The sequence below is a fragment of the Mesorhizobium sp. P160927 genome (assembly GCF_057766385.1).
The window spans coordinates 5,553,420-5,574,529 of sequence record NZ_JBYMDW010000001.1 but is presented as its reverse complement, the minus strand read 5'-3'; the positions used below and the strand labels follow the sequence as shown (position 1 = coordinate 5,574,529).

Annotated in this window: 26 protein-coding genes; 12 read left to right on the top strand and 14 right to left on the bottom strand. The window is 62.3% G+C overall.

Annotation, left to right across the window (positions count from 1 at the left end; all coding sequences use genetic code 11):
• Positions 1–79: 79 nt before the first annotated feature.
• The 4 genes from AC3CB8_RS27330 to hemF all read right to left on the bottom strand — a co-directional run bounded on the left by AC3CB8_RS27330 (position 80) and on the right by hemF (position 2,751).
• Complete coding sequence (locus AC3CB8_RS27330; protein ID WP_352567267.1) at positions 80–658, bottom strand: hypothetical protein; 579 nt, start codon at positions 656–658, stop codon at positions 80–82.
• A 248-nt stretch (positions 659–906) separates the two neighbouring features.
• Positions 907–1,092, bottom strand: a complete 186-nt coding sequence (locus tag AC3CB8_RS27325; RefSeq protein ID WP_023770302.1) for a DUF1059 domain-containing protein — start codon at positions 1,090–1,092, stop codon at positions 907–909.
• A 186-nt stretch (positions 1,093–1,278) separates the two neighbouring features.
• A complete protein-coding gene (locus tag AC3CB8_RS27320) occupies positions 1,279–1,539 on the bottom strand; it encodes a DUF1344 domain-containing protein (protein ID WP_023770301.1) in 261 nt (86 codons plus the stop codon).
• A gap of 297 nt (positions 1,540–1,836) precedes the next feature.
• A complete protein-coding gene (hemF, locus tag AC3CB8_RS27315) occupies positions 1,837–2,751 on the bottom strand; it encodes an oxygen-dependent coproporphyrinogen oxidase (protein WP_352567269.1) in 915 nt (304 codons plus the stop codon).
• A gap of 168 nt (positions 2,752–2,919) precedes the next feature.
• Between hemF and AC3CB8_RS27310 the strand changes: the two genes are divergently transcribed.
• The gene (locus tag AC3CB8_RS27310) at positions 2,920–3,177 is read left to right on the top strand and encodes a hypothetical protein (RefSeq protein WP_023770299.1); all 258 of its coding nucleotides are present in this window, start codon (positions 2,920–2,922) and stop codon (positions 3,175–3,177) included.
• Here the strand turns inward: AC3CB8_RS27310 and soxR are convergent.
• Entirely contained in the window at positions 3,174–3,620 is a 447-nt protein-coding gene (gene soxR, locus AC3CB8_RS27305; RefSeq protein ID WP_023770298.1) for a redox-sensitive transcriptional activator SoxR, read from the bottom strand. The two genes, AC3CB8_RS27310 and soxR, sit on opposite strands and share 4 nt — an antisense overlap.
• A 129-nt stretch (positions 3,621–3,749) precedes the next feature.
• Positions 3,750–4,208: a tRNA (cytidine(34)-2'-O)-methyltransferase gene (locus AC3CB8_RS27300; RefSeq protein WP_023770297.1), complete on the bottom strand. Its 459-nt coding sequence runs from the start codon at positions 4,206–4,208 to the stop codon at positions 3,750–3,752.
• A gap of 284 nt (positions 4,209–4,492) precedes the next feature.
• On the opposite strand from AC3CB8_RS27300, the gene AC3CB8_RS27295 reads away from it, so the two are divergent.
• Genes AC3CB8_RS27295 through AC3CB8_RS27275 form a run of 5 tightly spaced genes read left to right on the top strand, consistent with a single transcriptional unit; the run spans position 4,493 to position 9,609 of the window.
• Positions 4,493–5,014, top strand: coding sequence for a hypothetical protein (locus AC3CB8_RS27295; protein WP_352595408.1), 522 nt, complete (start codon positions 4,493–4,495; stop codon positions 5,012–5,014).
• A gap of 29 nt (positions 5,015–5,043) precedes the next feature.
• Positions 5,044–6,930: an ABC transporter ATP-binding protein gene (locus AC3CB8_RS27290; RefSeq protein WP_352564491.1), complete on the top strand. Its 1,887-nt coding sequence runs from the start codon at positions 5,044–5,046 to the stop codon at positions 6,928–6,930.
• A gap of 10 nt (positions 6,931–6,940) precedes the next feature.
• The gene (locus AC3CB8_RS27285) at positions 6,941–8,824 is read left to right on the top strand and encodes an ABC transporter ATP-binding protein (RefSeq protein ID WP_023781422.1); all 1,884 of its coding nucleotides are present in this window, start codon (positions 6,941–6,943) and stop codon (positions 8,822–8,824) included.
• A 4-nt stretch (positions 8,825–8,828) separates the two neighbouring features.
• Positions 8,829–9,296, top strand: coding sequence for a GNAT family N-acetyltransferase (locus AC3CB8_RS27280; protein ID WP_352564493.1), 468 nt, complete (start codon positions 8,829–8,831; stop codon positions 9,294–9,296).
• Between the two features lies 1 nt (position 9,297).
• On the top strand, positions 9,298–9,609 hold the full coding sequence (locus AC3CB8_RS27275; protein ID WP_023770293.1) for a DUF6665 family protein: 312 nt from the start codon (positions 9,298–9,300) through the stop codon (positions 9,607–9,609).
• A gap of 15 nt (positions 9,610–9,624) precedes the next feature.
• Here AC3CB8_RS27275 and AC3CB8_RS27270 read toward each other — a convergent pair whose 3' ends face one another.
• Positions 9,625–9,969 (bottom strand): cupin domain-containing protein, encoded by a 345-nt coding sequence (locus tag AC3CB8_RS27270; protein ID WP_352726636.1) that lies wholly within the window; start codon positions 9,967–9,969, stop codon positions 9,625–9,627.
• Positions 9,970–10,284: 315 nt separating this feature from the next.
• Between AC3CB8_RS27270 and petA the strand changes: the two genes are divergently transcribed.
• From petA to AC3CB8_RS27240, 6 genes are all read left to right on the top strand, one after another.
• Positions 10,285–10,845 (top strand): ubiquinol-cytochrome c reductase iron-sulfur subunit, encoded by a 561-nt coding sequence (gene petA / locus AC3CB8_RS27265; RefSeq protein WP_023770291.1) that lies wholly within the window; start codon positions 10,285–10,287, stop codon positions 10,843–10,845.
• Positions 10,846–10,861: 16 nt separating this feature from the next.
• A complete protein-coding gene (locus tag AC3CB8_RS27260) occupies positions 10,862–12,163 on the top strand; it encodes a cytochrome b (RefSeq protein WP_015316074.1) in 1,302 nt (433 codons plus the stop codon).
• A 27-nt stretch (positions 12,164–12,190) separates the two neighbouring features.
• Positions 12,191–13,060 carry a cytochrome c1 gene (locus AC3CB8_RS27255; protein ID WP_352564497.1) on the top strand — a complete coding sequence of 290 codons (870 nt, stop codon included), beginning with the start codon at positions 12,191–12,193 and terminating at the stop codon, positions 13,058–13,060.
• 149 nt (positions 13,061–13,209) lie between these two features.
• Positions 13,210–13,905: an acid phosphatase gene (locus AC3CB8_RS27250; RefSeq protein WP_352564499.1), complete on the top strand. Its 696-nt coding sequence runs from the start codon at positions 13,210–13,212 to the stop codon at positions 13,903–13,905.
• Between the two features lie 177 nt (positions 13,906–14,082).
• Positions 14,083–15,228: an alpha-hydroxy acid oxidase gene (locus tag AC3CB8_RS27245; protein WP_352564690.1), complete on the top strand. Its 1,146-nt coding sequence runs from the start codon at positions 14,083–14,085 to the stop codon at positions 15,226–15,228.
• A gap of 94 nt (positions 15,229–15,322) precedes the next feature.
• A complete protein-coding gene (locus AC3CB8_RS27240; protein ID WP_023770287.1) occupies positions 15,323–15,868 on the top strand; it encodes an adenine phosphoribosyltransferase in 546 nt (181 codons plus the stop codon).
• Between the two features lie 168 nt (positions 15,869–16,036).
• Here the strand turns inward: AC3CB8_RS27240 and AC3CB8_RS27235 are convergent, their stop codons facing one another.
• From AC3CB8_RS27235 to AC3CB8_RS27205, 7 genes are all read right to left on the bottom strand, one after another.
• Entirely contained in the window at positions 16,037–16,495 is a 459-nt protein-coding gene (locus tag AC3CB8_RS27235) for a MaoC family dehydratase (RefSeq protein ID WP_023770286.1), read from the bottom strand.
• Positions 16,492–16,962 (bottom strand): MaoC family dehydratase, encoded by a 471-nt coding sequence (locus tag AC3CB8_RS27230; protein ID WP_352564502.1) that lies wholly within the window; start codon positions 16,960–16,962, stop codon positions 16,492–16,494. Before AC3CB8_RS27230 ends, AC3CB8_RS27235 begins: the two co-directional genes overlap by 4 nt.
• A gap of 151 nt (positions 16,963–17,113) precedes the next feature.
• Complete coding sequence (locus tag AC3CB8_RS27225) at positions 17,114–17,644, bottom strand: solute carrier family 23 protein (protein ID WP_352564504.1); 531 nt, start codon at positions 17,642–17,644, stop codon at positions 17,114–17,116.
• Positions 17,645–17,823: 179 nt separating this feature from the next.
• Positions 17,824–18,927: a redox-regulated ATPase YchF gene (ychF, locus tag AC3CB8_RS27220; protein WP_352564506.1), complete on the bottom strand. Its 1,104-nt coding sequence runs from the start codon at positions 18,925–18,927 to the stop codon at positions 17,824–17,826.
• 96 nt (positions 18,928–19,023) lie between these two features.
• Positions 19,024–19,779, bottom strand: coding sequence for an aminoacyl-tRNA hydrolase (gene pth / locus AC3CB8_RS27215; protein ID WP_023781426.1), 756 nt, complete (start codon positions 19,777–19,779; stop codon positions 19,024–19,026).
• A gap of 24 nt (positions 19,780–19,803) precedes the next feature.
• Positions 19,804–20,445, bottom strand: a complete 642-nt coding sequence (locus AC3CB8_RS27210) for a 50S ribosomal protein L25/general stress protein Ctc (protein WP_023770282.1) — start codon at positions 20,443–20,445, stop codon at positions 19,804–19,806.
• A 230-nt stretch (positions 20,446–20,675) separates the two neighbouring features.
• A complete protein-coding gene (locus AC3CB8_RS27205) occupies positions 20,676–21,104 on the bottom strand; it encodes a MarR family winged helix-turn-helix transcriptional regulator (protein WP_023770281.1) in 429 nt (142 codons plus the stop codon).
• Positions 21,105–21,110 lie beyond the last annotated feature (6 nt).

The following is a 21,110-nucleotide window of genomic DNA, read 5'->3' as shown; positions in this document are numbered from 1 at the left end:
CCCCGGTTCAAACAGAAGCTAGGATGGACGACCGCGAGTCTCCGAAGGCAACGCCACATCTCGTGCCTCGCCCTCGCGATCAGAAAGTAACACGGTAATTCAGCCAGAGATGCTGGCTCTCCGGTTTAGCGTTAACCAGAAATTTCAAGGTTTCCTCGGGCGCCATCTCGCCGGCGGCGAGCCGGCAATTGACGCCGTAGGTGCCCAGATCGCCATAATCGGCCTGGCAGGGCTTTTCGGTGAGCTTACCTCCGAAAGTAGTGGTGAACGACAGGGACAGTATGCTGTTCGCACTCGGATGTATCTGTGTGAGGAAACCAAGCTTGAGGCTGGGCTCGATCCGATACTTCTCGCCTTGTTCCCCGGTGCCGAACCCCCAAAGGATACCGGTGTCCTCCGTGATCTGCGTCATTAGGTCCACATGCGTGTCGACCCAGTTTGTTTGATACCACCGGTTGAACGATACCCGGCTTCCGGACTGCAACTCATATCCGCCGTCACTCAGGCCTCTTGCCTTGTCGCTGAGCGGCGAGCCTTGGTGGATGTCGATGAGCGATGTCGTCATTTCCTGGGCAACCGCCTGTGGCGCGCCGAGGAGCGCCCACGGCAGGAGCGCCGTTGCGCACAAACTCGCGCGATTGCCGGACTTTTCGCGCATCCGCGAAACACCTCGCCCTATCGATTCCGGACCAGTGCCTGACGGCGATGGGCTTCTCTGGCAGCCCCTGTAGTCTGGATATCAATCTGACGATCGCACGGGTTCGGTTACCGCACAGTTTATTTAGCTGAAGCAAATATGATTTTTTGAGGCGCGGGCCGCATGTGTCGAAATAAGCCAGGTACGACGCGCGTTACCCGCGTGCCACCGCGGTTCTTTTGCTGATATCGACAGCCCGCGCGCGCGCCCTACGCCGCGTCGCGGGCCTTCTCAATTCGGGAGCGGATAGCCTCGATCATCGTCTCGCGGATGGTCGTTTCGCCATGTGTCTCGCGCATATGCTCGACGGCACGGCGCATCACTTCGGCCTCCTCACCGGCACGGGTATGCCACTCACAGCCGGGAACCAGCGACCCGCAGTGAAATTCCTTCATCGGATTTCTCCTTTTCCTCCGTGGAGCCTGCGAGGCCCCGGTACTTTTTTGGCCCATGATCCGACTTTTCCGATCATGGGCGGGGTGAAAACCATAACACAGATGGTGGGATATTGGTTGCGGTCAACGGTGAAAAGGCGGAGCAGCACTGCTCCGCCCTCTTACGCTAGCCCAGCGGGCAGGCCGTCACTTCACGATCTTGACTGCCTCGGCAACTTTGTCCTTGCCGCTCATGTCCCAAGAAATTCTGACCTTCTCGCCGACCTTCAGGCCAGGATCCTTGAAGGTTTGGGGAAGCGTAAAAGACGATCCATTGTCGAGAACCAGGCTCTTGGCCGTCGCATCGAAGCTCTTGACCGTTCCGGTGGTGTGCTTGACGGCGGCGAACGCCACCGAACCGGAAGCAAGAAGGGCAGCCGCGGCAGCGGAAACAATGATCTTTCTCATGCTGATATACTCCTGGGAAAGCGGCCATCCTTTGACGAAGATGATCCGCATCGTCTTCGGGCCGTCCGGTCGCGTCGAGTCGCGGTTCGCCTGTTCCGACGCAATTCCGAAGGGAAAACCGCATTTTCCTGGAATTGCCCTCAGGCAAACCACCGGCGCTTCCCGACCCGAATGCGACAAAAAACCCAGTTTTTTCAGATGGATATTAGACGAAAAAGATATTCATTGTGTCACATTCCGCGCCCAGATTCGAACAATGGGACATCAATGCGGCCTCACATCGCGCTCACAATTTTTTTATGGCCAACGCACCTCGGGCGGCAGGCTGGACAGGATCGAGGCGACATTGCCGCCGGTCTTGAGCCCGAAGATGGTGCCGCGATCGTGAAGAAGGTTGAATTCGACATAGCGGCCGCGTCGAACGAGCTGTTCGTCGCGGTCGCCATCGGTCCAGTTCTCGTTGAAGTTGGCGCGCACGAGGTGACCGTAGACCACGAGAAAAGAACGCCCGACATCCTGGACGAAGTTGAAATTGGCATTCCAGCCACCCTTCTCTTCTTCCGGATGCAGGTAGTCGAAGAAGATGCCGCCTGTGCCGCGCGGCTCGTTGCGGTGCGGCAGGAAGAAGTACTCGTCGCACCAGGCCTTGAATGTCGGATAGTCGGCGACGGCGGCATTCTTTTCGCAAGCGAATTGCATGGCACGCTGGAAGGCTATCGTGTCGGGATCGTCCTGCGTGCGGCGGCGGTCGAGCACCGGCGTCAGGTCGGCGCCGCCGCCGAACCACTGGCGCGAGGTCACCACCATGCGGGTGTTCATATGCACGGCCGGAACGTTGGGGTTCCATGGGTGCGCGATCAGTGAAATGCCCGATGCCCAGAAGCGCGGGTCTTCCTCGGCGCCGGGCATCTGCTTCCTGAACTCGGGCGAGAACTCGCCATAAACGGTCGAAGTGTGGACGCCGACCTTCTCGAAGACGCGGCCGTGCATCATCGACATGGTGCCGCCGCCGCCCTTGCCGTGATCGCGCTCCCAGGGCGTCTTTTCGAAACCGCCCGGTGACCACGAAGCCAGCGGCCCGCCGAGATCCTGCTCGATATGCTCGAAAGCGCCACAGATGCGCTCGCGCAGCGCCTCGAACCAAAGCCGGGCCTTCATCTTCTTTTCTTCGATGTCGGCGGGCAGCCCCGCCGGTATTTCAGGTCGTTCCAAGTGCCGTCTCCGGTTGCGGGGCGGTGAGTCGACAAAAGACTCGTCTTTTCCGGGCGCGATCCCTAATCTCTTAAGGGACAGGGTCAAGTCACTTTGGTTTCGCGCATGATCCTTTCCGAAACCCGATTCCGATTTCGGGGTCATGCGCCAGGTGCAAGGAGTTGGTTCGTGCGCACCCCGGCAAGACCGCCGCTGGATGGCCTGAAGAAAAGGCTCGATCAAAGCCGGGCCGAGCGCGCACGCATGCCGCGCGACGGCTTTTTGCGCGAGACCTTCGTCCTGCCGCGCTCGGACGCCCGTCTCAAGGCCAAGGAATGGTTCGAGCGCTTCCCCAAGCAGGCCTACTGGACCGAAATCGAAAGCTGGTTCGAACGCCCGGGCGATCTGATCGAGTTCACGATAAGGCGGCTGCCGGCTGCGGATTAGCGCTCGACCAACAGGCGCCTCGCGCCCGTTCCCTCCCTTGCCAGCCGATCCCCCTTATTGCGAAGCGGGCATTTGTCGATCGACATGCAGCCGCAGCCTATGCAGTCGGTCAGGCCGTCGCGCAGCTTCTTTAGCTGGCTGATTTTCTGATCGAGGCTATCGCGCCAAGCCGTTGAAAGCAGATTCCAATCCTCGCGCGTCGGCGTGCGGCCTTCAGGTAATGATTCAAGCGCGGCACCGATTTCCGCGAGCGAGATGCCGACCTCCTGCGCAATCCGGATTATGGCCACCCGGCGCAGCACGTCACGGCCGTAGCGCCGCTGGTTGCCTGCCGTGCGATGGCTGCGGATCAGACCGCGGGCCTCGTAGAAATGCAGTGCCGACACAGCCACGCCGCTGCGCGCGGCCACCTGGCCGACCGTCAATTCCGTTACCGGCGGCATTTTTGAACTTTCCGCTTGACCTCAAGTTAAGTTGAGCTTGTAGCCAAGAAAGCCTGACTGTGCAAACCAAGGAGAAGGCGGATGTGCGCCTGGGCAAAAATCACCGCGGACGGCGCTGCCGGCGATCCCCTATCGGAGTTGCCGGACGGCTTCGCCCGCCACCATGGCCACGGAAAGGGCGACGTTGATGCTGCGCGCGCCGGGCTGCATCGGGATGGTCAGGCGCGCATCCGCCGCTTGATGGACTGGATCCGGCACGCCCGCGGATTCGCGGCCGAACAGGAGGATGTCGCGCTTGGTGAAGCTAAAGTCGGTGTAGGGGGTCGCAGCCTTGGTCGACAGCAACACCAGCCGATCCGCGCGGGCCTTGCGCCACTCCTCGAAGGCGTGCCAGTCGACATGCCGGGTCAGGGCAGCCATTACGAGGTAGTCCATGCCGGCGCGCTTGAGCGCTTTGTCGGAGAGCGGAAAGCCGGCCGGCTCGATGATGTCGACGTCGAGGCCGAGGCAAGCGGCGAAGCGCAGGATTGTCCCGGTATTGCCGGCAATGTCAGGTTGGTAGAGCGCGATGCGGAGACCAGGGTTCACTTCCGCGTCCTTCTAATAAGTGGCAGATCGGCCACAGCAGCTTCCTGGTTTTGGAAATTCCTGGACCTGCGGGTGGCCATTTTTTTGGAAGTCGGGTATACGAACAACATTGTCAACCCGAACCGATGGAGGGGTAATTCATGATGGCCATGTACATCCAGCGCCCCACCTGTGGGCTTATTTGCGCCCTGGCGGTTTCGGTACGACGTTTCTCCTGATCTTTTAGACACTTCCGCACCGATTTTCCGCCGAAACCATACCCTGGTCTTCGAAGGAATCTCGCGATGTTTTTCAAGCTGCCGAAGGGGCCGATGGCCCCGTCCCAACGCGTTCCGACTGATCCGCCGCCGATCCCGCGGCACGATGTCGATCATCCTTTTTATCTCTATTTCAACACGGAGGACGGACCGATGTTCGATCCCTATAGAATACCCGGCTCGAGGAGCCTGCATATTCACCGGCTGCCGACCTGGGCGCTGTTGATCGGCGACACCTATTCGTCGGCGGTTCATGCCGAAGTACGCCGGCGTCCACATCGCGGCATGCTGCCGGACGTTGATTTCTCGCGCGCGGTACCCGATCCGAGCCGTCCGTCGCTGGTGCGCCGGATCATCCGGCTGATCCGGCCGGGCGCGAAAAACCGGACCGGTGGCGCCGTGTCGTCAGGATCGACAAAGATGCCTGTCGGCGAAAAGCCGGCGAACTCCTATATAGCGCGAAGCAGGGCCGACGCTCCGGATGATTCCGGAGCGTCGGCCCTCGATGCCATGCGGTCCGAGGACTTCGTACGCCGCCAAGCCGCGTAAGCGGAAAACAGATTTCACAGGCATGACCTATGTTGTTGTTTAGTTGGTTTGAAAGAAGGCTCGATCCGTTTCCGGTAGCGGAACCGGTCGAGCCGCCCAGGACGCTGGTTGCCTTCTGCCTGCATTATACGCGCGGGGCATGGCCCTATATTCTTGTCGATGCGGTGCTGGTCGCGGCCATCGCCATCGCGGAAGTGTGGATGTTCGGCTTCCTCGGCCGCATCGTCGACTGGCTGTCGGGCCAGAACCGCGAGACCTTCCTGCAGACGGAAGGCTGGAAGCTCGCCGGCATGGCCTTCATCGTATTGTTTGCGCTGCCCGGCACGGTTTGGCTGCATTCGCTGCTCAACCAGCAGACGTTGATGGGCAATTACCCCATGCGCATCCGCTGGCAGGTGCACCGCTACCTGCTCAAGCAATCGATGAGCTTCTACCAGGACGAGTTCGCCGGCCGCATCGCCACCAAGCTGATGCAGACCGCGCTTGCCGTGCGCGAATGCGTCATCAAGGTGATCGACGTCCTGAACTACGTCGTCGTCTATTTCCTCGGCATGCTGTTGATTGTCGGTTCGGCCGACTGGCGGCTGGCGGCGCCGCTTGGCGTCTGGATGGTCGGATATATCCTGTTGCTGCGCTTCTTCATCCCGCGACTGGGCAAGGTCGGGGAGGAGCAGGCGAATGCGCGCTCGACCATGACCGGCCGCGTCGTCGACAGCTACACCAACATCCAGACGGTCAAGCTGTTTTCCCATTCACGCCGCGAGGCCGCCTTCGCCAGGGAAGGCATGATGGGCTTCCTCGATACGGTCTACCGGTCGATGCGGCTGGTGACGTTGCTGTTCGGCTCGCTCTACATACTGAACGCGCTGCTGCTGTTCTCGGTCACCGCCATCTCGTTGTGGCTGTGGATGGGGCAAGTGGTGACGATCGGTGCGGTCGCCGTGGTCATCGGTCTGGTGCTCCGGATGTGGGGCATGTCGCAGTGGATCATGTGGGAAATGTCGAGCCTGTTCGAGAATATCGGCACGGTGCAGGACGGCATTGCCTCGATTTCGTTGCCGCGCCTTGTCGAGGACAGGCCGGATGCCAAGGAGATCATCGTTTCCAAAGGCGATATCCGCTTCGAGGATATCCGCTTCCATTACGGCAAGCAGAAGGGCGTCATCGAAAACCTGTCGCTGGTGGTCAAGCCGGGCGAGAAAGTCGGCATTGTCGGCCGTTCGGGCGCCGGCAAGTCGACGCTGGTCAATCTCCTCCTGCGCTTCTACGACCTGGAAAGCGGCCGGATCCTGATCGACGGCCAGGAGATCGCCGGCGTGAAACAGGATTCGCTGCGCGCGCAGATCGGGATGGTCACGCAAGATACCTCGCTGCTGCATCGTTCGGTGCGCGAAAATATTCTCTATGGCCGGCCGGATGCCGCCGACGAGATGCTGCTCGAGGCGGCGCGGCGGGCCGAGGCGATGGATTTCATATCAGGACTTTCGGACCATCATGGACGCAAGGGGTTCGACGCCTATGTGGGCGACCGCGGCGTCAAACTGTCCGGCGGTCAACGGCAACGCATCGCCATTGCTCGCGTTATGTTGAAGGACGCGCCCATACTTATCCTTGACGAGGCGACGTCGGCGCTCGATTCCGAGGCGGAAGCCGCCATCCAGGAGAACCTCTACAAGCTCATGCAAGGCAAGACCGTCATCGCCATCGCGCACCGGCTGTCGACCATCGCGGCGATGGACAGGCTCGTCGTGATGGACCAGGGTCGCGTCATCGAGGAGGGCTCGCACGAGGAACTGGTCGCCAGAGGCGGACTCTACGCGCAGCTCTGGCAGCGCCAGTCGGGTGGATTCCTGCTCGATGACGTCCCAGTCGAAGCCGCCAATGACACAATAGCAAAGGGGCAAGCCGCAGAATGATCGCCGCCGCATGATGACAGCCGTCTACCGCTGGTTCGAGACCTGGGTCTACCCGTTCAGGGAGCCGGCGAATCTTCGGCCACCGGCCAGCGTCACGGGCTTCCTCTGGCACTATGTTGGGCAAGCGAAGTTCGCCTTCTTCGCCATGCTGGTCATCGGCGGCATCGCACCGCTGGTCGAGGCCGGCCTGTTCTATTTCGTCGGACGGCTGGTCGATATTCTCGACCAATTGCCCGGCGAACGGAGCTGGCACGCGCTGTGGACCGCCGCCGGACCCGAACTGGTGTTCATGGTCGCGGTGGTGCTGGTCATCCGCACCGTGGTCGTCGCCTTGTCGGCGCTGGTCGACGAACAGACGATCACGCCCGGCTTCTACAATCTGGTGCGCTGGCAGGCGCACCGGCACGTCTCGCGCCAGTCCTACGCCTTCTTCCAGAACGATTTTGCCGGCCGCATCGCGACGAAAGTCTGGCAGGCCGGGCAGGCGACGGGCGACCTGATGGAAAGCTTCATCGAGGTCGTCTGGTTCATGGTCGTCTATACCGTGACGACGCTGGCGCTGGTCGCCGGGCTTGACCTCAGGCTGGCGGCACTCGTGGTGGTCTGGATCACCGCCTTCGGCTTTCTGGCGAAACTCTATTTGCCGGCAATCCGCAAGCACGCCGAAGCGACGGCGGAGGCGGGCTCCATGATCAATGGCCGCATTGTCGATTCCTACTCCAACGTGCAGACGCTGAAACTGTTCGCGGCTGACGGCGACGATCGTTACATCAGGAACGGCTTCGACATCTATCTCGACGCATTGCGGCCCTTCACGCGAAGACTGACCGGCGTGCGCATGGCGCTGACGACGCTGTCAGGCATCATGATCTCGGCGATCGGCTGCTTTGCAGTTTATCTCTGGGTCGAGGGCTCGATCACGGTCGGGGCGGTCGCCTTCACGCTCAGCCTGGTGCTGCGGCTCAACATGCTGCTCGGCCGGCTGATGATGCAGATGAACAGTATCTTGCGGAATCTCGGCGTGCTGGAGAACTCCAAGGCGCTGATCTCGCAGCCGCTCGGCCTGACGGATGCACCGGACGCAAAGGAACTGGACGTGGCGGGCGGGCGCATCGACGTTAAAAATGTCGACTTCCACTACGGCAAGGGGTTTGGGGTGCTGAACGGCATCAACCTTGTCGTCAAGCCGGGCGAGAAGGTCGGGCTGGTCGGGCCTTCGGGCGCCGGCAAGACGACGCTGGCCAACCTTATCCTGCGCCTCTACGATCTCGAAAGCGGCCAGATCACCATCGACGGTCAGGACGTCTCAGGTGTAAGGCAGGATTCGCTGCGCGCCAATATCGGCGTCGTCAGCCAGGACACGGCCCTGTTCCACCGTTCGCTGCGCGACAACATCAAGCTCGGCATGCCCGACGCAACCAACGCGCAGGTCATCGCGGCGGCGAAAAAAGCCGAGGCCCACGAATTCATCTTGACCTTGCGCGACAATAGGGACCGCCAGGGCTACGAAGCCTTCGTCGGCGAGCGCGGCGTGAAACTGTCGGGCGGCCAGCGCCAGCGCGTGGCGATTGCCCGCGTCTTCCTCAAGGACGCGCCTATCCTGATCCTCGACGAGGCGACGTCGGCGCTCGATTCCGACATCGAGGCGGCGATCCAGGAGAATCTGACACGGCTGATGGAGAACAAGACCGTGATCGCGATAGCGCACCGGCTGTCGACGATCGCGGCACTTGACCGCCTGGTGGTGCTCGACGGCGGCCGCATCGTCGAGCAAGGCACGCATGACGAACTGGTGGCGCTAGACGGGCTCTATGCCCGGCTGTGGAAGCGCCAGTCCGGCGGCTTCCTCTATCACGATGAGAGCGTGCTGGAAGAGACGCGGCCGGCGGAGTAGGCGCATGGGTGGATCGGCAAAGATCGACTATGGGATCAAGCGGCTCCGGCCAATCACGCCGGCTTTCGACATGCTGAAGGACGAGAGCCGGCTGGAAGGTTACTGGATGCTGGTGCGCCTGGGCGATGGCTGGGCAAGCGGCCGCAACAAGTTCCTGAAGCGGGGCGAGGCGCTGTTCGGAGCATGGCACGGCGCGGAGCTCGCCGGTGTCTGCGGGTTGAATATCGATCCCTATTTCGAGGGCAGGGACCACGGCCGGGTCCGCCACCTGTTCGTCAGCGGGCGTCACCGTCGCGCCGGCCTTGGCCGAACGCTGGTCGAGACCGTGATCGACCGAGCCCGCCGGTATTTCACCGTGTTGAACACCCGCGCGCCGCCGGAAGCTTTCGGTTTCTATGAACGGCTTGGTTTTCAGCGCGTGGAGGACGAAGAATTCGTCACCCATCGCATGGTGTTCGGGAAAGGGAACTGAAATGTCCTTGCGTCCGCCATCCCATCTTGCCGGCACGTCGGCTGCCGACGCGGCGTTCGACGCACTCGGCCATGAAGTACTGGCCGAGAAGGCGGCGGCGCTCGGCCGCGCCGGACAGCGCGTGGAAGAAACCTTGGCCCGGTTGCGCGACAACGGGGACGATGAGTTGCGCCACCGTCTGCTCAAGGATGCTGCCGTGGCCGTTCACGCCTATTTCATCCAGCGCGAACTGTGCGGCCTTCGCAAGCATGACGCCGTCATCCGGGAATACAATATTCCGAAAGCCGTGCTGGTCAGGCTCGGCGCCGCGTAATTCAGTTTTCAGGAATCACTCCAGCCACTCGGTGATGAAGCTGCCGTTTTCGTGAATATCGGTCGTTTCCAGCGGACCCGGACCGAGATTGGTGAATTTGTGCGGCGTGTTGGGCGGCACGATCAGGATCTGTCCCGCCGAAGCCTCGATTTCCTGGTCGCCGACCGTGAAGAGGCCGGTTCCCTGGCGGATGATGAAGATCTCGGCATAGGGATGGGCGTGCAGCCGCGGGCCGCCGCCGACGTCGGGCAAGTGATTGAAGATCAGGCAGGAGTTTGAGCCGTAGGCACCGCACTGCAGTTCGCCCTTCCAGTCGTCGGAACGAACAGCCCATTGCTCGCGATCGATGACGTGCGCCATGCGAAGGAGGATAGATCACACCGGCGCCCTGTGTCGAGGCAAGCTGGAGCCTGGGATTTTGCTGATATTTCCCGGTTGTTTAGCCGCCTGTTGCAGCCATTCGCCGTCCCGCCGGATACTAGGGGATTTTGTCCCCGCGACAATCTGCCCTTGTGCCTTCACCCGTCTGGACAAAAACGGGCTTCACGCATAAACCGAAGTCCAAATGCCGGAGGAATTCGCTAGCCTGTTCGCCATGCGCTGTCGGGTTGGCGTGATTGAGCGGGGAACAAGGCTCGGCCCCCGGCGCGGAAGAGGCGAAAGGATCAGGCACCCGTGAGCGCAACCGACATCCACGATCCCAATCGTCGAGATTTTCTCTATGTCGCCACCGGCATGGCCGCGGTGGTCGGCGCCGGTGCCGTGGCCTGGCCGTTCATCGACCAGATGCGCCCCGACGCCTCGACGCTGGCGCTCGCTTCGGTCGAGGTCGATGTCTCCTCGTTGACGCCTGGAAGCTCGCTGATCGTCAAGTGGCGCGGCAAGCCGGTCGTGGTGCGCAACCGCACCGAGAAGGAAATGAAGGACGGCGAGGCCGTCAGCCTCTCCGATCTCAAGGATCCGATCGCCCGCAACGCCAATTTGGCGTCCGATGCGCCGGCGACCGACGCCAACCGCACCACGCCCGGCAAGGAGGCCTGGATGGTCATGGTTCAGGTTTGCACCCATCTGGGCTGCATCCCGCTCGGCCAGGAAGGCGATTTCGGCGGCTGGTTCTGCCCGTGCCACGGCTCGCAATACGACACGGCCGGCCGCATCCGCAAAGGCCCGGCGCCCGAGAACATGGCGATTCCGGTATTCAAATTCATTTCCGACACCAAACTCCTTATCGGTTGAGGCAGGGGATATTTCGATGAGCGAGGGACACTCGACCTACACGCCGAAGACCGGTATCGAACGCTGGTTCGACGCCCGCATGCCGCTGCCCAGGATGGTCTATGACAGCTTCATCGCCTATCCGGTGCCGCGCAACCTGAACTATATGTGGACCTTCGGCGGCATCCTGGCGATCATGCTGGTGGCGCAGATCCTGACCGGCATCGTGCTGGCCATGCACTATACGGCCGACACCAATCTCGCCTTCGGTTCGGTCGAAAAGATCATGCGCGACGTGAATTCCGGATGGCTGCTGCGCTACATGCACGCCAACGGCGCCTCATTCTTCTTCATCGCCGTCTACCTGCACATCTTCCGCGGTCTTTATTACGGCTCCTACAAGGCGCCGCGCGAGCTGCTGTGGATCCTCGGCTGCATCATCTACCTGCTGATGATGGCGACCGGTTTCATGGGCTATGTGCTGCCATGGGGGCAGATGAGCTTCTGGGGCGCCACTGTCATCACCGGCTTCTTCAGCGCCATTCCGCTGGTTGGCGACTGGATCCAGCAGCTCCTGCTCGGAGGCTTCGCCGTCGACAATCCGACGCTGAACCGCTTCTTCGCGCTGCATTACCTGCTGCCGTTCATGATTGCAGGCGTCGTCGTGCTGCATGTCTGGGCGCTGCACGTCGTCGGCCAGTCGAACCCTACCGGCATCGAGGTCAAGTCGAAGACAGATACCGTGGCCTTCACGCCCTACGCGACCATCAAGGACGCGTTCGGCATGATCGTATTCCTGTTCGTCTTCGCCTACTTCGTCTTCTACCTGCCGAACTATCTCGGCCATCCGGACAACTACACGGTCGCCAACCCGCTTAAGACGCCGGCCCATATCGTCCCGGAATGGTACTTCCTGCCGTTCTACGCGATCCTGCGCGCCATCACCTTCAACATCGGGCCGATCAATTCCAAGCTCGGCGGCGTGCTGTGCATGTTCGGCGCCATCGTCATGCTGTTCCTGGTGCCGTGGCTCGACACCTCCAAGGTGCGCTCGGCGGTCTACCGGCCCTGGTACAAGCTGTTTTTCTGGCTGTTCGTGGCCGATGCCATCCTGCTGGGCTGGCTGGGCTCGCAGCCGGCGGAAGGCAGCTATGTGTTCATGGCGCAGATGGCGACGCTGTTCTACTTCGCCTTCTTCCTGATCGCGCTGCCGGTGCTCGGCTTGATCGAGACACCCCGCAGGCTGCCGAACTCGATCACTGAGGCGGTGCTCGAAAAGAACAAGGGTGGCAGCGGGCATCCGGCGGGCGCCACGGCAGCACCTGAGACCAAGGGCTGAGCGGTAGAGAATCTAAGGGGATTTGGCATGAAAAAGATTCTCACCTCGCTTGCGCTGATCGGCCTCGTGGCCGCCTGCACCGGAGTTGCAGGCACCTGGGCGTTCGCGGCCGAAGAGGCGCACAACGCGGCGGCGCCGCATTTCCCGATCAACGAGCCGAAGGAAATGAGCTGGAGCTTCACCGGCCCGTTCGGCACCTATGACAAGGCGCAGCTGCAGCGCGGGCTGAAGGTCTACAAGGAAGTCTGCTCGGCCTGCCATTCGATGAACCTGGTGGCGTTCCGCACGCTTTCGGACCTCGGCTACAGCGACGCGCAGATCAAGACGCTGTCAGCCGAATACACGATCCATGACGGCCCCAACGATGCCGGCGACATGTTCGACCGTCCCGGCAAGCCGTCCGACCATTTCCCGGCACCATTCGCCAATGAGGAAGCCGCCGCTGCCTCCAATGGCGGTGCGGCGCCGCCGGATATGTCGTTGCTGGCCAAGGCGCGCGGTGTCGAGCGCGGCTTCCCGCAGTTCGTTTTCGATATCTTCACCCAGTATGATGCGGGTGGTCCCGACTACATCCATTCGCTCTTGACCGGCTACGACCAGACGCCGCCCGCCGGCATGGTCATCCCCGAAGGCACGCACTACAACCCGTACTTCATGTCCGGCGTGTCGCTGAAGATGCCCAAGCCGCTCTCCGACGGCCAGGTCACCTATGACGACGGTTCGCCGCAGACCATCGACCAGTATTCCCGCGACGTGGCTGCCTTCCTCACATGGGCTGCCGAGCCGCACATGGAAGACCGCAAGAAGATGGGCTTCCGCGTGCTGGTGTTCCTGCTTCTGTTCGGCGCCCTGGTCTACCTGACCAAGCGCAAGGTGTGGGAAGCCGTTGCGCACTGAGCGATGCCGCATCCTGGAATTCGCAAAAGGGCGCCGCGAGGTGCCCTTTCTGCTTTTTGAGTGGATTGCGCCCTCCACGTCGCGGCGGTGTCACATGGCCGTCACCACACATCGCGATCCTGCGGCGCTCTCATCAAAGGATCACGCCCATGAAAAGATACGCATCGCTTGCGGCAGGCCTGCTGCTGCTCGTCGTTGGTTCCACGGCCCGCGCCGAAGACGCAAAACCATTCATCACGAACAAGGATGTCGACCTGACGATGATCCTGCCGCCGCCGCCAGCCAATGATTCGGCTGAGACCAAGGCCGAGCTTGGCGAGGTGCTGACCATGCAGGTCACGCGCACGCCCGAGATGGAAGCCCGCGCCATCGCCGACGCCGAGGAAAACGTCTGGCGTTTCGCCGATGTCATGGGACCGAATTTCAACAAGGACAAGCTGCCGAAATTCAGCGCCTTCTTCGATCGCGTGGTGGAGACCGAAGGCGCCGTCGTCGATCCGGCCAAGGATGTCTGGAAGCGCCCGCGTCCGCACCAGCTCAGCGATCTCGTCAAGCCGGTGGTCAAGCTGTCGAGCTCCGGTTCCTGGCCGTCCGGCCATGCGACCGTCGGCACGATGATGGGCATCATCCTGTCCGACATGGTTCCGGAAAGGCGTGCTGAGATCATGGCGCGCGCGGCTGAGTTCGCCCACAACCGCATCGTCGGCGGTATCCACTATCCGTCCGACGTCGAGATGGGCAAGATTTCCGGCAGCGTCATCGCCGCCGTCCTGCTCAACCGGGATGATTTCAAGGCCGAGTACGACGTGGCCAGGGCGGAGCTGCGTTCCGATCTCGGCATGTAGCCTTCCGCGGGAAATCGACTGGAACGGAAGGGGCGCTCGATGCGCCCCTTTTTCATGCGGACTGCCTCCGCTGGGCGCGCGAGCCGCAATTAGCCCGTTGGCATGGGGGCACCGGATTGATATTCGACGCCTGAACGGCGGCGAGGCCCGTCCCGATACAGTGTTTGGAATTCGATGATGCGGCTGCAGGACTGTCATAACTTTTCCGATTTCCGCCGCATGGCGCAGCGCCGCCTGCCGGGGCCGATCTTCAATTATATCGACGGGGCGGCGGACGATGAAGTCACCTATCGCCGCAACACCGAATCGTTCGAGCGTTGCGACCTGGTCCCGAACGTCCTGCGGGGCGTGAGCGAGGTCGACATGTCGGTGACGGTGATGGGCCAGAAGCTGGCGATGCCGTTCTATTGCTCGCCGACCGCCTTGCAGCGACTGTTTCACCATCAGGGCGAGCGGGCCGTCGCCAAGGCGGCGGCCAAATATGGCACCATGTTCGGCGTCTCATCGCTCGGCACCGTCAGCCTCGAGGAGGCGCGGGCAATCAGCAGCAGCCCTCAAGTCTACCAGTTCTATTTCCATCGCGATCGCGGTCTCAACCGGGCGATGATGCAACGCGCCAGGGATATCGGCGTCGAGGTGATGATGCTGACCGTCGACAGCATCACGGGCGGCAACCGCGAGCGTGACAAGCGCACCGGCTTTGCCATCCCCTTCAAGCTCAACCTTGCCGGGATGATGCAGTTCGCACTCAAGCCGGCCTGGGCGATCAACTACTTTACCCATGAGGGGTTCAAGCTGCCGCAGCTCGACGAGCATGTCGACATGGGTGGCGGCACCATGTCGATCAGCCGCTACTTCACCGAGATGCTCGATCCGTCGATGACATGGGACGACGTCGCCGAGATGGTCAAGCTGTGGCCGGGGCCGTTCTGCCTCAAGGGCATCATGTCGGTGGAAGATGCCAAACGCGCCGTCGAGATCGGCTGCAAGGGCGTCATCCTGTCGAACCATGGCGGGCGCCAACTGGATGGCTCGCGGGCGGCCTTCGACCAGCTTGCCGAGATCGTCGATGCCGTCGGCGATCGGATCGACGTGGTCATGGATGGCGGCGTGCAGCGTGGCACGCATGTGCTGAAGGCGCTGTCGCTCGGCGCCAAGGCGGTCGGTGTCGGGCGCTACTACCTGTTTCCGCTGGCGGCGGCCGGACAGGCGGGCGTCGAACGGGCGCTTGAACAGATGCGCATCGAGATCGAACGCGGCATGAAGCTGATGGGCTGCACCTCGATAGAACAATTGACGCGCCAAAATCTCCGTTTCAGATAGTCTTCTGGGAAGCTGGCCGATGTCCGGCCATCGACAAGGCAGTTGGTCTGGCTCTTCGCGGCAAGACAGCAGACGCAAGCGTGGAGCGCAAACCATGAAATCCTCTCTCGAAGACACGCTGCTGGCATCGATCCGTACCATCCCGGACTATCCCAAGCCCGGCATCCTGTTTCGCGACATCACCACGCTGCTCGGCAATGCGCGCGCCTTCCGACGCGCCATCGACGAGCTCGTGCATCCCTATGCCGGGCAGAAGATCGACAAGATCGCCGGCATCGAAGCGCGCGGCTTCATCCTGGGCGGCGCCGTCGCTCACCAGCTCTCGGCCGGATTCGTGCCGATCCGCAAGAAGGGCAAGCTGCCTTATGAGACCGTGCGCGTCGCCTACAGCCTGGAATACGGGTTGGACGAGATGGAGATGCACAAGGACGGCGTCGCGCCCGGCGAGAAGGTGATCCTGGTCGACGATCTGATCGCCACCGGCGGCACGGCGGAGGCGGCGGTCAAGCTGCTGCGCCAGATCGGCGCCGACATTCTCGCCGCCTGTTTCGTCATCGACCTGCCGGATTTGGGCGGGCGCGCCAAGCTCGAAGCGCTCGGCGTGCCGGTGCGAACGCTGATCGGGTTCGAGGGGGTTTGAGACCGGTTTGCCGAAGCAAATTGAAAGGTCCAGTGGACCTTTCAAAGGGCTCGAACGCCCGGAGCGATAGCGAAGGGCCGGGAGGCAACGCGAGAACACCATCGCCGGCGCCGCCCCTCATCCGCCCTTCGGGCACCTTCTCCCCGTAAACGGGGAGAAGGAAGAAACCTACTCCACCTTCACCAGCACCGCGCTTTCGAACTCCAGCACCTTGCCGCCGGTCGAATCGGTGGCCTCGCAGAGCAGCGCCAGCAACCGCCAGCCGGGGCGGGACGCGACGGGGCGATGGGACAGCGCCGTGCGTGTGAAGGTGATGGTTTGCCCGGCAAAGACGGGCTTCAGCCACTTCAGGTTTTTGAATCCGGGCGAGGGGCCGAATTCGGGCACCGGGCCATCCCAGCCTTCGGCGTCCAGGCGGGTTTCCAGGTTCAGCTTCATCCAGGTGGCGGCGGTATGCCAGCCGGAGGCGCAGAGGCCGCCGAGCACGCTCTTCTTCGCGGCCTCTTCGTCGATGTGAAAGATCTGCGGGTCGTATTTGCGGGCGAACGCCTTGATCGCCTCGGGCTCGAATCTGTGCGAGCCCAGCGTCACCGTGGTGCCGATGCGGAAGAATTCATCCAGTGTCATGGGAAGGGCCCCGCGACATCGCGCGTCAGGAACATGACTGAGTTCTCGAGCTCGAAGACGCTTTCGCCGCGCTGGTTGACCAGTTCGCTGCGCATGGTCACGAAGCCGAGTTGCGGCTTCGATTTGGACAGGCGCCTGGCCATAACCACCAGGCTGCCCCGCAGCGTATCACCGGCGAGCACCGGCTTCTTCCATTTGACCTGATCGACTCCTGGTGCGCCCTGGCAGGTGGAGTCCAGCAGGAAGGCATCGCACAGCATGCGCATGAACATGGCGCAGGTGTGCCAGCCTGAAGCAGAGAGGCCGCCCAGGATGCTGGCCTTGCCGGCCTCCTCGTCGAGATGCATCGGCTGTGCATCGAATTCGCTGGCGAACTCGATGATTTCGGCCGCGCTCACCTGTTTGGTCCCGAGATCGAACGAGGCACCCTCGACGAAGTCCTCATAGGCCCATGTCTTGCCGGTCATGGTCTGGCATCCCTGCAGAACGCGCGATCCGTTTGGATCGGCAAACCCGGATGCAGGCCGCGGGCGATTTGGTCAAGCCCTTTCTGGTGCGCCAGCCGGCGCGATCGGGCCCGCGGCGGCAGTAGGGGCCAGCCGCGGCGCCTCCGATCGCCTAACGGGCGTTCGGCAGGATCTGGTGCAGGACGATCGCCCAGACGGCGCCGAAGGCGATGGATGAGCCCAGAATGTACTGCACGAAATCGGGCAGCGTCTTGACGAAATCCGGCGGTACCAGCGTGGCGAACAGCGCCATCAGGATGGGCAGGCCGATGACCAGCATGTTGCGTTCGGTCAGCGGCGTCGCGCGCACCGCCCGAAAACCGTTCATGGCGATGATGACGCACAGCACACCGAAGACGCCGCCGATGACCGGCCCGGGGATTGAGGCGATGACCGCCGAAAGCTTGCCGATCAGCCCGAACAGCACCAGGAAGATGCCGGCCGCTCCAAAGGCGGCACGGCTGGCGATGCCGGTGATGGCGATGATACCAGCGTTCGACGAATAGCCGGTGACCGGCCTGCTGCACAGCAGCGCGCTGCTCAGACAGCCAAAGCCTTCGCCCGTGGCGCCGGCAGTTTTCGTGTCGGACACGAATTCGACACGCTGCTGATCGACACCAAAGCGAGCGCCTCGAATATCCATGTCAACGTTGCCGACGATACGCTTGACGACGTCTTTCAGAAGATCGTGCTCAACGCGGCACGGGCCAATATTGCCAAGGTGTGGGTGAATGGTCGGATGGTGGCCGGTAGCTGAACCGGCTTGTGGCCGCACTGGGAGAGCGAACTTCACGGCACCGTCGCGGCGCGACTTCCGTCACATCAGGTGTTGAATTTGAACAGCATGACGTCGCCGTCCTGGACGACGTACTCCTTGCCTTCGTCGCGTGCCTTGCCGGCTTCCTTGGCGGCCACTTCGCCGCCGAGCGTGACGAAATCGTTGTAGGCGATGGTCTGGGCGCGGATGAAGCCGCGCTCGAAATCGGTGTGGATGACGCCGGCGGCCTGCGGGGCCTTGTCGCCCTTGTGGATGGTCCAGGCGCGCGTTTCCTTCGGACCGGCGGTGAAATAGGTGATCAGATGCAACAGGTCGTAGCCGGCGCGGATGACCTTGTTGAGGCCCGGCTCGTCTAGCCCAAGCGAGGACAGGAATTCCATCTCTTCCTCGTCCGAGAGCTGGGCGACTTCGGCCTCGATCGCGGCCGAGATCACCACTATGCCGGCGCCTTGCGCGGTGGCCATCTTATCCACGGCGTTGGTGTGCTCGTTGCCGGTCGCGGCATCGGCCTCGGCGACGTTGCAGACATAGAGCACGGGATGCGAGGTCAGGAGGTTCAGCCCCTGAAGGATGCGCAGGTCCTCCGCCGAAATGCCCTTGAGCAGGATGCGGGTCGGGCGGCCCTCCTGCAGCAGCTCGAGCGCGGCCTCCATCATCGGCAGCACGGTCGTCGCTTCCTTGTCCTTGCTGGCGGCGCGCTTGCGGAACTGGACGATGCGGCGCTCGAGGCTGTCGAGGTCGGCGAGCATCAGCTCGGTCTCGACCGTCTCGGCGTCGGCGACAGGGTCGATGCGGCCTTCGACATGGGTGATGTCGTCATCCTCGAAGCAGCGCAGCACATGCACGATGGCGTCGACCTCGCGGATGTTGGCGAGGAACTGGTTGCCCAGGCCTTCGCCCTTGGAGGCGCCGCGCACCAGGCCGGCGATGTCGACGAAGGAGATGCGGGTCGGGATAATCTCCTTCGACTTGGCGATTTCGGCGATCTTCCGCAGGCGCGGATCGGGCACCGCCACCTCGCCGGTGTTCGGTTCGATGGTGCAGAAGGGATAGTTGGCGGCCTGCGCGGCGGCCGTCCTCGTCAGCGCATTGAAGAGCGTCGACTTGCCGACGTTGGGCAAGCCAACGATGCCGCATTTGAAACCCATTTTATCAAGTCCTATCGGGAAAAGCGAAATTTGATGAGGCTATGGGCGATAGGGGTTGGGAACGTCAAGCCCCGTGACGCCGCATGAGCCTACGCCTCAGTCCTTGTTGCCGAAGAGTTTCTTCAGCATGGCGGCCATGGGGCCGCTTTCCGGCAGCTTGGCGACCGGCTGCTGAGGGCGGGCCTGGCGGACATGACTTTGTTGTTTTGGGCTTTGCTGTTTCGGGCTCGACTGCTTCCGCGCAGGGTTTTCCGGTTCTGCGCCCGTCTTGCCCTGGACGGCGAGGGCGGCCTTGTTCATGAAACCGGATTCGTCGCCCTTGACGATCATAGCCGCATTGTCGGCGATCGCGTCGAGCAGCGGGTCGAGCCAGTCGCGGTCGGCCTTGGCGAAATCGCCCAGCACATGATGCTGGACCATTTCCTTGACGCCGGGATGGCCGACGCCGATGCGCACGCGGCGATACGCATTGCCGACATGGCCGTCGATCGAGCGGATGCCGTTATGGCCGCCCGCTCCACCGCCGGTCTTGATGCGCAGCTTGCCTTCGGCAAGGTCGATCTCGTCATAGAAGACGGTGAGGGCGGAAAGGTCGAGCTTGTAGAAGCGCAGCGCTTCGCCGACCGACTGGCCGGACAGGTTCATGAAGGTCTGCGGCTTGATCAGGATGATCTTTTCGCCACCGAGCGTGCCTTCGGAAACCAGGCCCTGGAACTTCTTCGACCAGGGCGAAAAGGAATGGCGGCGGGCGATAGCGTCCGCCGCCATGAAGCCGACATTGTGTCGGTTTTCAGCGTATTTCGCGCCCGGATTGCCGAGGCCGGCAAAGACAAGCGCTGTCTTTTCTGGCATCGTCGCCTCCGGGCGTGAAAAGAGTTACTTCTCTTCGGCGGCGGGAGCCGCTTCGGGAGCCGCGGCCTCAGCTGTCTCTTCCGTCTCCGGCTTCATCGCCGACGAACCGGCAACGGTCGCGATGGTGAAGTCGCGGTCGGAGATGACCGGCTTGACGCCGGCCGGCAACTTGACCGCCGAGATGTGGATCGAATCGCCGATGTCGGCGCCGGTGAGATCGACGGTGATGAATTCCGGGATCGCATTGGCCGGGCAGTGGAACTCGACTTCGTGACGCACGATGTTGAGCACGCCGCCGCGCTTGATACCGGGCGACTTGTCTTCATTGATGAAGTGCACGGGAACATCGACGTTGACTTCGGTGTCCTTGCCGATGCGCAAGAAGTCGACATGGACAGGGAAATCCTTGACCGGGTCGAGCTGGAAGTCCTTCGGCAGGACCTGGATCTTCTTGCCGTCGACATCGATCGTGGCGATCGTGGTCAGGAACCCGCCGCCATGGATCTTGTAGTAGATGTCCTTGTAGGTGAGCGCGATCGCCAGGGGAGGCTGTCTGTCACCATAAATTACCGCAGGCACTTTACCGTTGCGGCGAACTGCACGGGCGGACCCCTTACCGACCTGTTCGCGCGCTTCGGCCTTGAGCTCGTAAGTATCGTGGCTCATGGCTTTTCCTTTTCGCGTGTTATGGAGCGCCTACGGTTGGCAATGTGCCAGGCCGTAAACGTCGAAAGCCGCCAGACCTCGATGTCCGAATGCCGGAAACCGCAGCGAGCGGATCTTTGTTCGGGACCACAAGGGGAAGGCAGCCTTCCGCCGCGTTGCCTCCAAGGGTGTCTACGCGGGTGGCGGCTCTATAGCGGAAGGCGGGCAGGCGTGCAAGCGGCGGTGGGAAGCTACCGGTCGCCGCTCAACGCATCGCGCAACGCCTGGACCTGCCGGTTCAGCCTGTCCAGTTCGGCCAGCGTCATGCCCGAGCGTTCGACCAGGGTCTCGTTCAAGCAGTTGCACTGGACGAGCAGCTTGCGGCCGGCCGGTGTCAGGTCGACCTGGACCTGCCGCTCGTCGGTCTGGCTGCGCTGGCGGGTAACCAGGCCGGCCTGCTCCATCCGCTTTACCAGCGGCGTGACCGTGCTCGATTCCAGGGCGAGCCTGTGCGCGATCGTGCCGATAGACATGCCGTCGGCCTCGCCCAGCGCGTTGAGCACGAGATATTGCGGATAGGTGATCCCCATCTTGTCCAACATCGGCTTGTAGGTGCGATTGATTGCCATGCTGGTGGCGTAGAGCGTGAAGCAGAGCTGATTGTCCAGCGGGAGAGGCACGGTGGA

What these genes read in the sequence shown, in the direction of transcription:
- AC3CB8_RS27230 (WP_352564502.1), bottom strand. Translation starts at nt 16,962, where the DNA reads ATGACCGGCAAGACATGGGCCTATGAGGACTTCGTCGAGGGTGCCTCG.
- AC3CB8_RS27240 (WP_023770287.1), top strand. Translation starts at nt 15,323, where the DNA reads ATGAAATCCTCTCTCGAAGACACGCTGCTGGCATCGATCCGTACCATC.
- AC3CB8_RS27245 (WP_352564690.1), top strand. Translation starts at nt 14,083, where the DNA reads ATGCGGCTGCAGGACTGTCATAACTTTTCCGATTTCCGCCGCATGGCG.
- AC3CB8_RS27275 (WP_023770293.1), top strand. Translation starts at nt 9,298, where the DNA reads ATGTCCTTGCGTCCGCCATCCCATCTTGCCGGCACGTCGGCTGCCGAC.
- pth (WP_023781426.1), bottom strand. Translation starts at nt 19,779, where the DNA reads ATGCCAGAAAAGACAGCGCTTGTCTTTGCCGGCCTCGGCAATCCGGGC.
- AC3CB8_RS27210 (WP_023770282.1), bottom strand. Translation starts at nt 20,445, where the DNA reads ATGAGCCACGATACTTACGAGCTCAAGGCCGAAGCGCGCGAACAGGTC.
- AC3CB8_RS27290 (WP_352564491.1), top strand. Translation starts at nt 5,044, where the DNA reads ATGTTGTTGTTTAGTTGGTTTGAAAGAAGGCTCGATCCGTTTCCGGTA.
- AC3CB8_RS27325 (WP_023770302.1), bottom strand. Translation starts at nt 1,092, where the DNA reads ATGAAGGAATTTCACTGCGGGTCGCTGGTTCCCGGCTGTGAGTGGCAT.
- AC3CB8_RS27235 (WP_023770286.1), bottom strand. Translation starts at nt 16,495, where the DNA reads ATGACACTGGATGAATTCTTCCGCATCGGCACCACGGTGACGCTGGGC.
- ychF (WP_352564506.1), bottom strand. Translation starts at nt 18,927, where the DNA reads ATGGGTTTCAAATGCGGCATCGTTGGCTTGCCCAACGTCGGCAAGTCG.
- AC3CB8_RS27320 (WP_023770301.1), bottom strand. Translation starts at nt 1,539, where the DNA reads ATGAGAAAGATCATTGTTTCCGCTGCCGCGGCTGCCCTTCTTGCTTCC.
- AC3CB8_RS27330 (WP_352567267.1), bottom strand. Translation starts at nt 658, where the DNA reads ATGCGCGAAAAGTCCGGCAATCGCGCGAGTTTGTGCGCAACGGCGCTC.
- soxR (WP_023770298.1), bottom strand. Translation starts at nt 3,620, where the DNA reads ATGCCGCCGGTAACGGAATTGACGGTCGGCCAGGTGGCCGCGCGCAGC.
- AC3CB8_RS27285 (WP_023781422.1), top strand. Translation starts at nt 6,941, where the DNA reads ATGATGACAGCCGTCTACCGCTGGTTCGAGACCTGGGTCTACCCGTTC.
- AC3CB8_RS27225 (WP_352564504.1), bottom strand. Translation starts at nt 17,644, where the DNA reads ATGGATATTCGAGGCGCTCGCTTTGGTGTCGATCAGCAGCGTGTCGAA.
- AC3CB8_RS27270 (WP_352726636.1), bottom strand. Translation starts at nt 9,969, where the DNA reads ATGGCGCACGTCATCGATCGCGAGCAATGGGCTGTTCGTTCCGACGAC.
- AC3CB8_RS27255 (WP_352564497.1), top strand. Translation starts at nt 12,191, where the DNA reads ATGAAAAAGATTCTCACCTCGCTTGCGCTGATCGGCCTCGTGGCCGCC.
- AC3CB8_RS27250 (WP_352564499.1), top strand. Translation starts at nt 13,210, where the DNA reads ATGAAAAGATACGCATCGCTTGCGGCAGGCCTGCTGCTGCTCGTCGTT.
- AC3CB8_RS27260 (WP_015316074.1), top strand. Translation starts at nt 10,862, where the DNA reads ATGAGCGAGGGACACTCGACCTACACGCCGAAGACCGGTATCGAACGC.
- AC3CB8_RS27295 (WP_352595408.1), top strand. Translation starts at nt 4,493, where the DNA reads ATGTTTTTCAAGCTGCCGAAGGGGCCGATGGCCCCGTCCCAACGCGTT.
- AC3CB8_RS27280 (WP_352564493.1), top strand. Translation starts at nt 8,829, where the DNA reads ATGGGTGGATCGGCAAAGATCGACTATGGGATCAAGCGGCTCCGGCCA.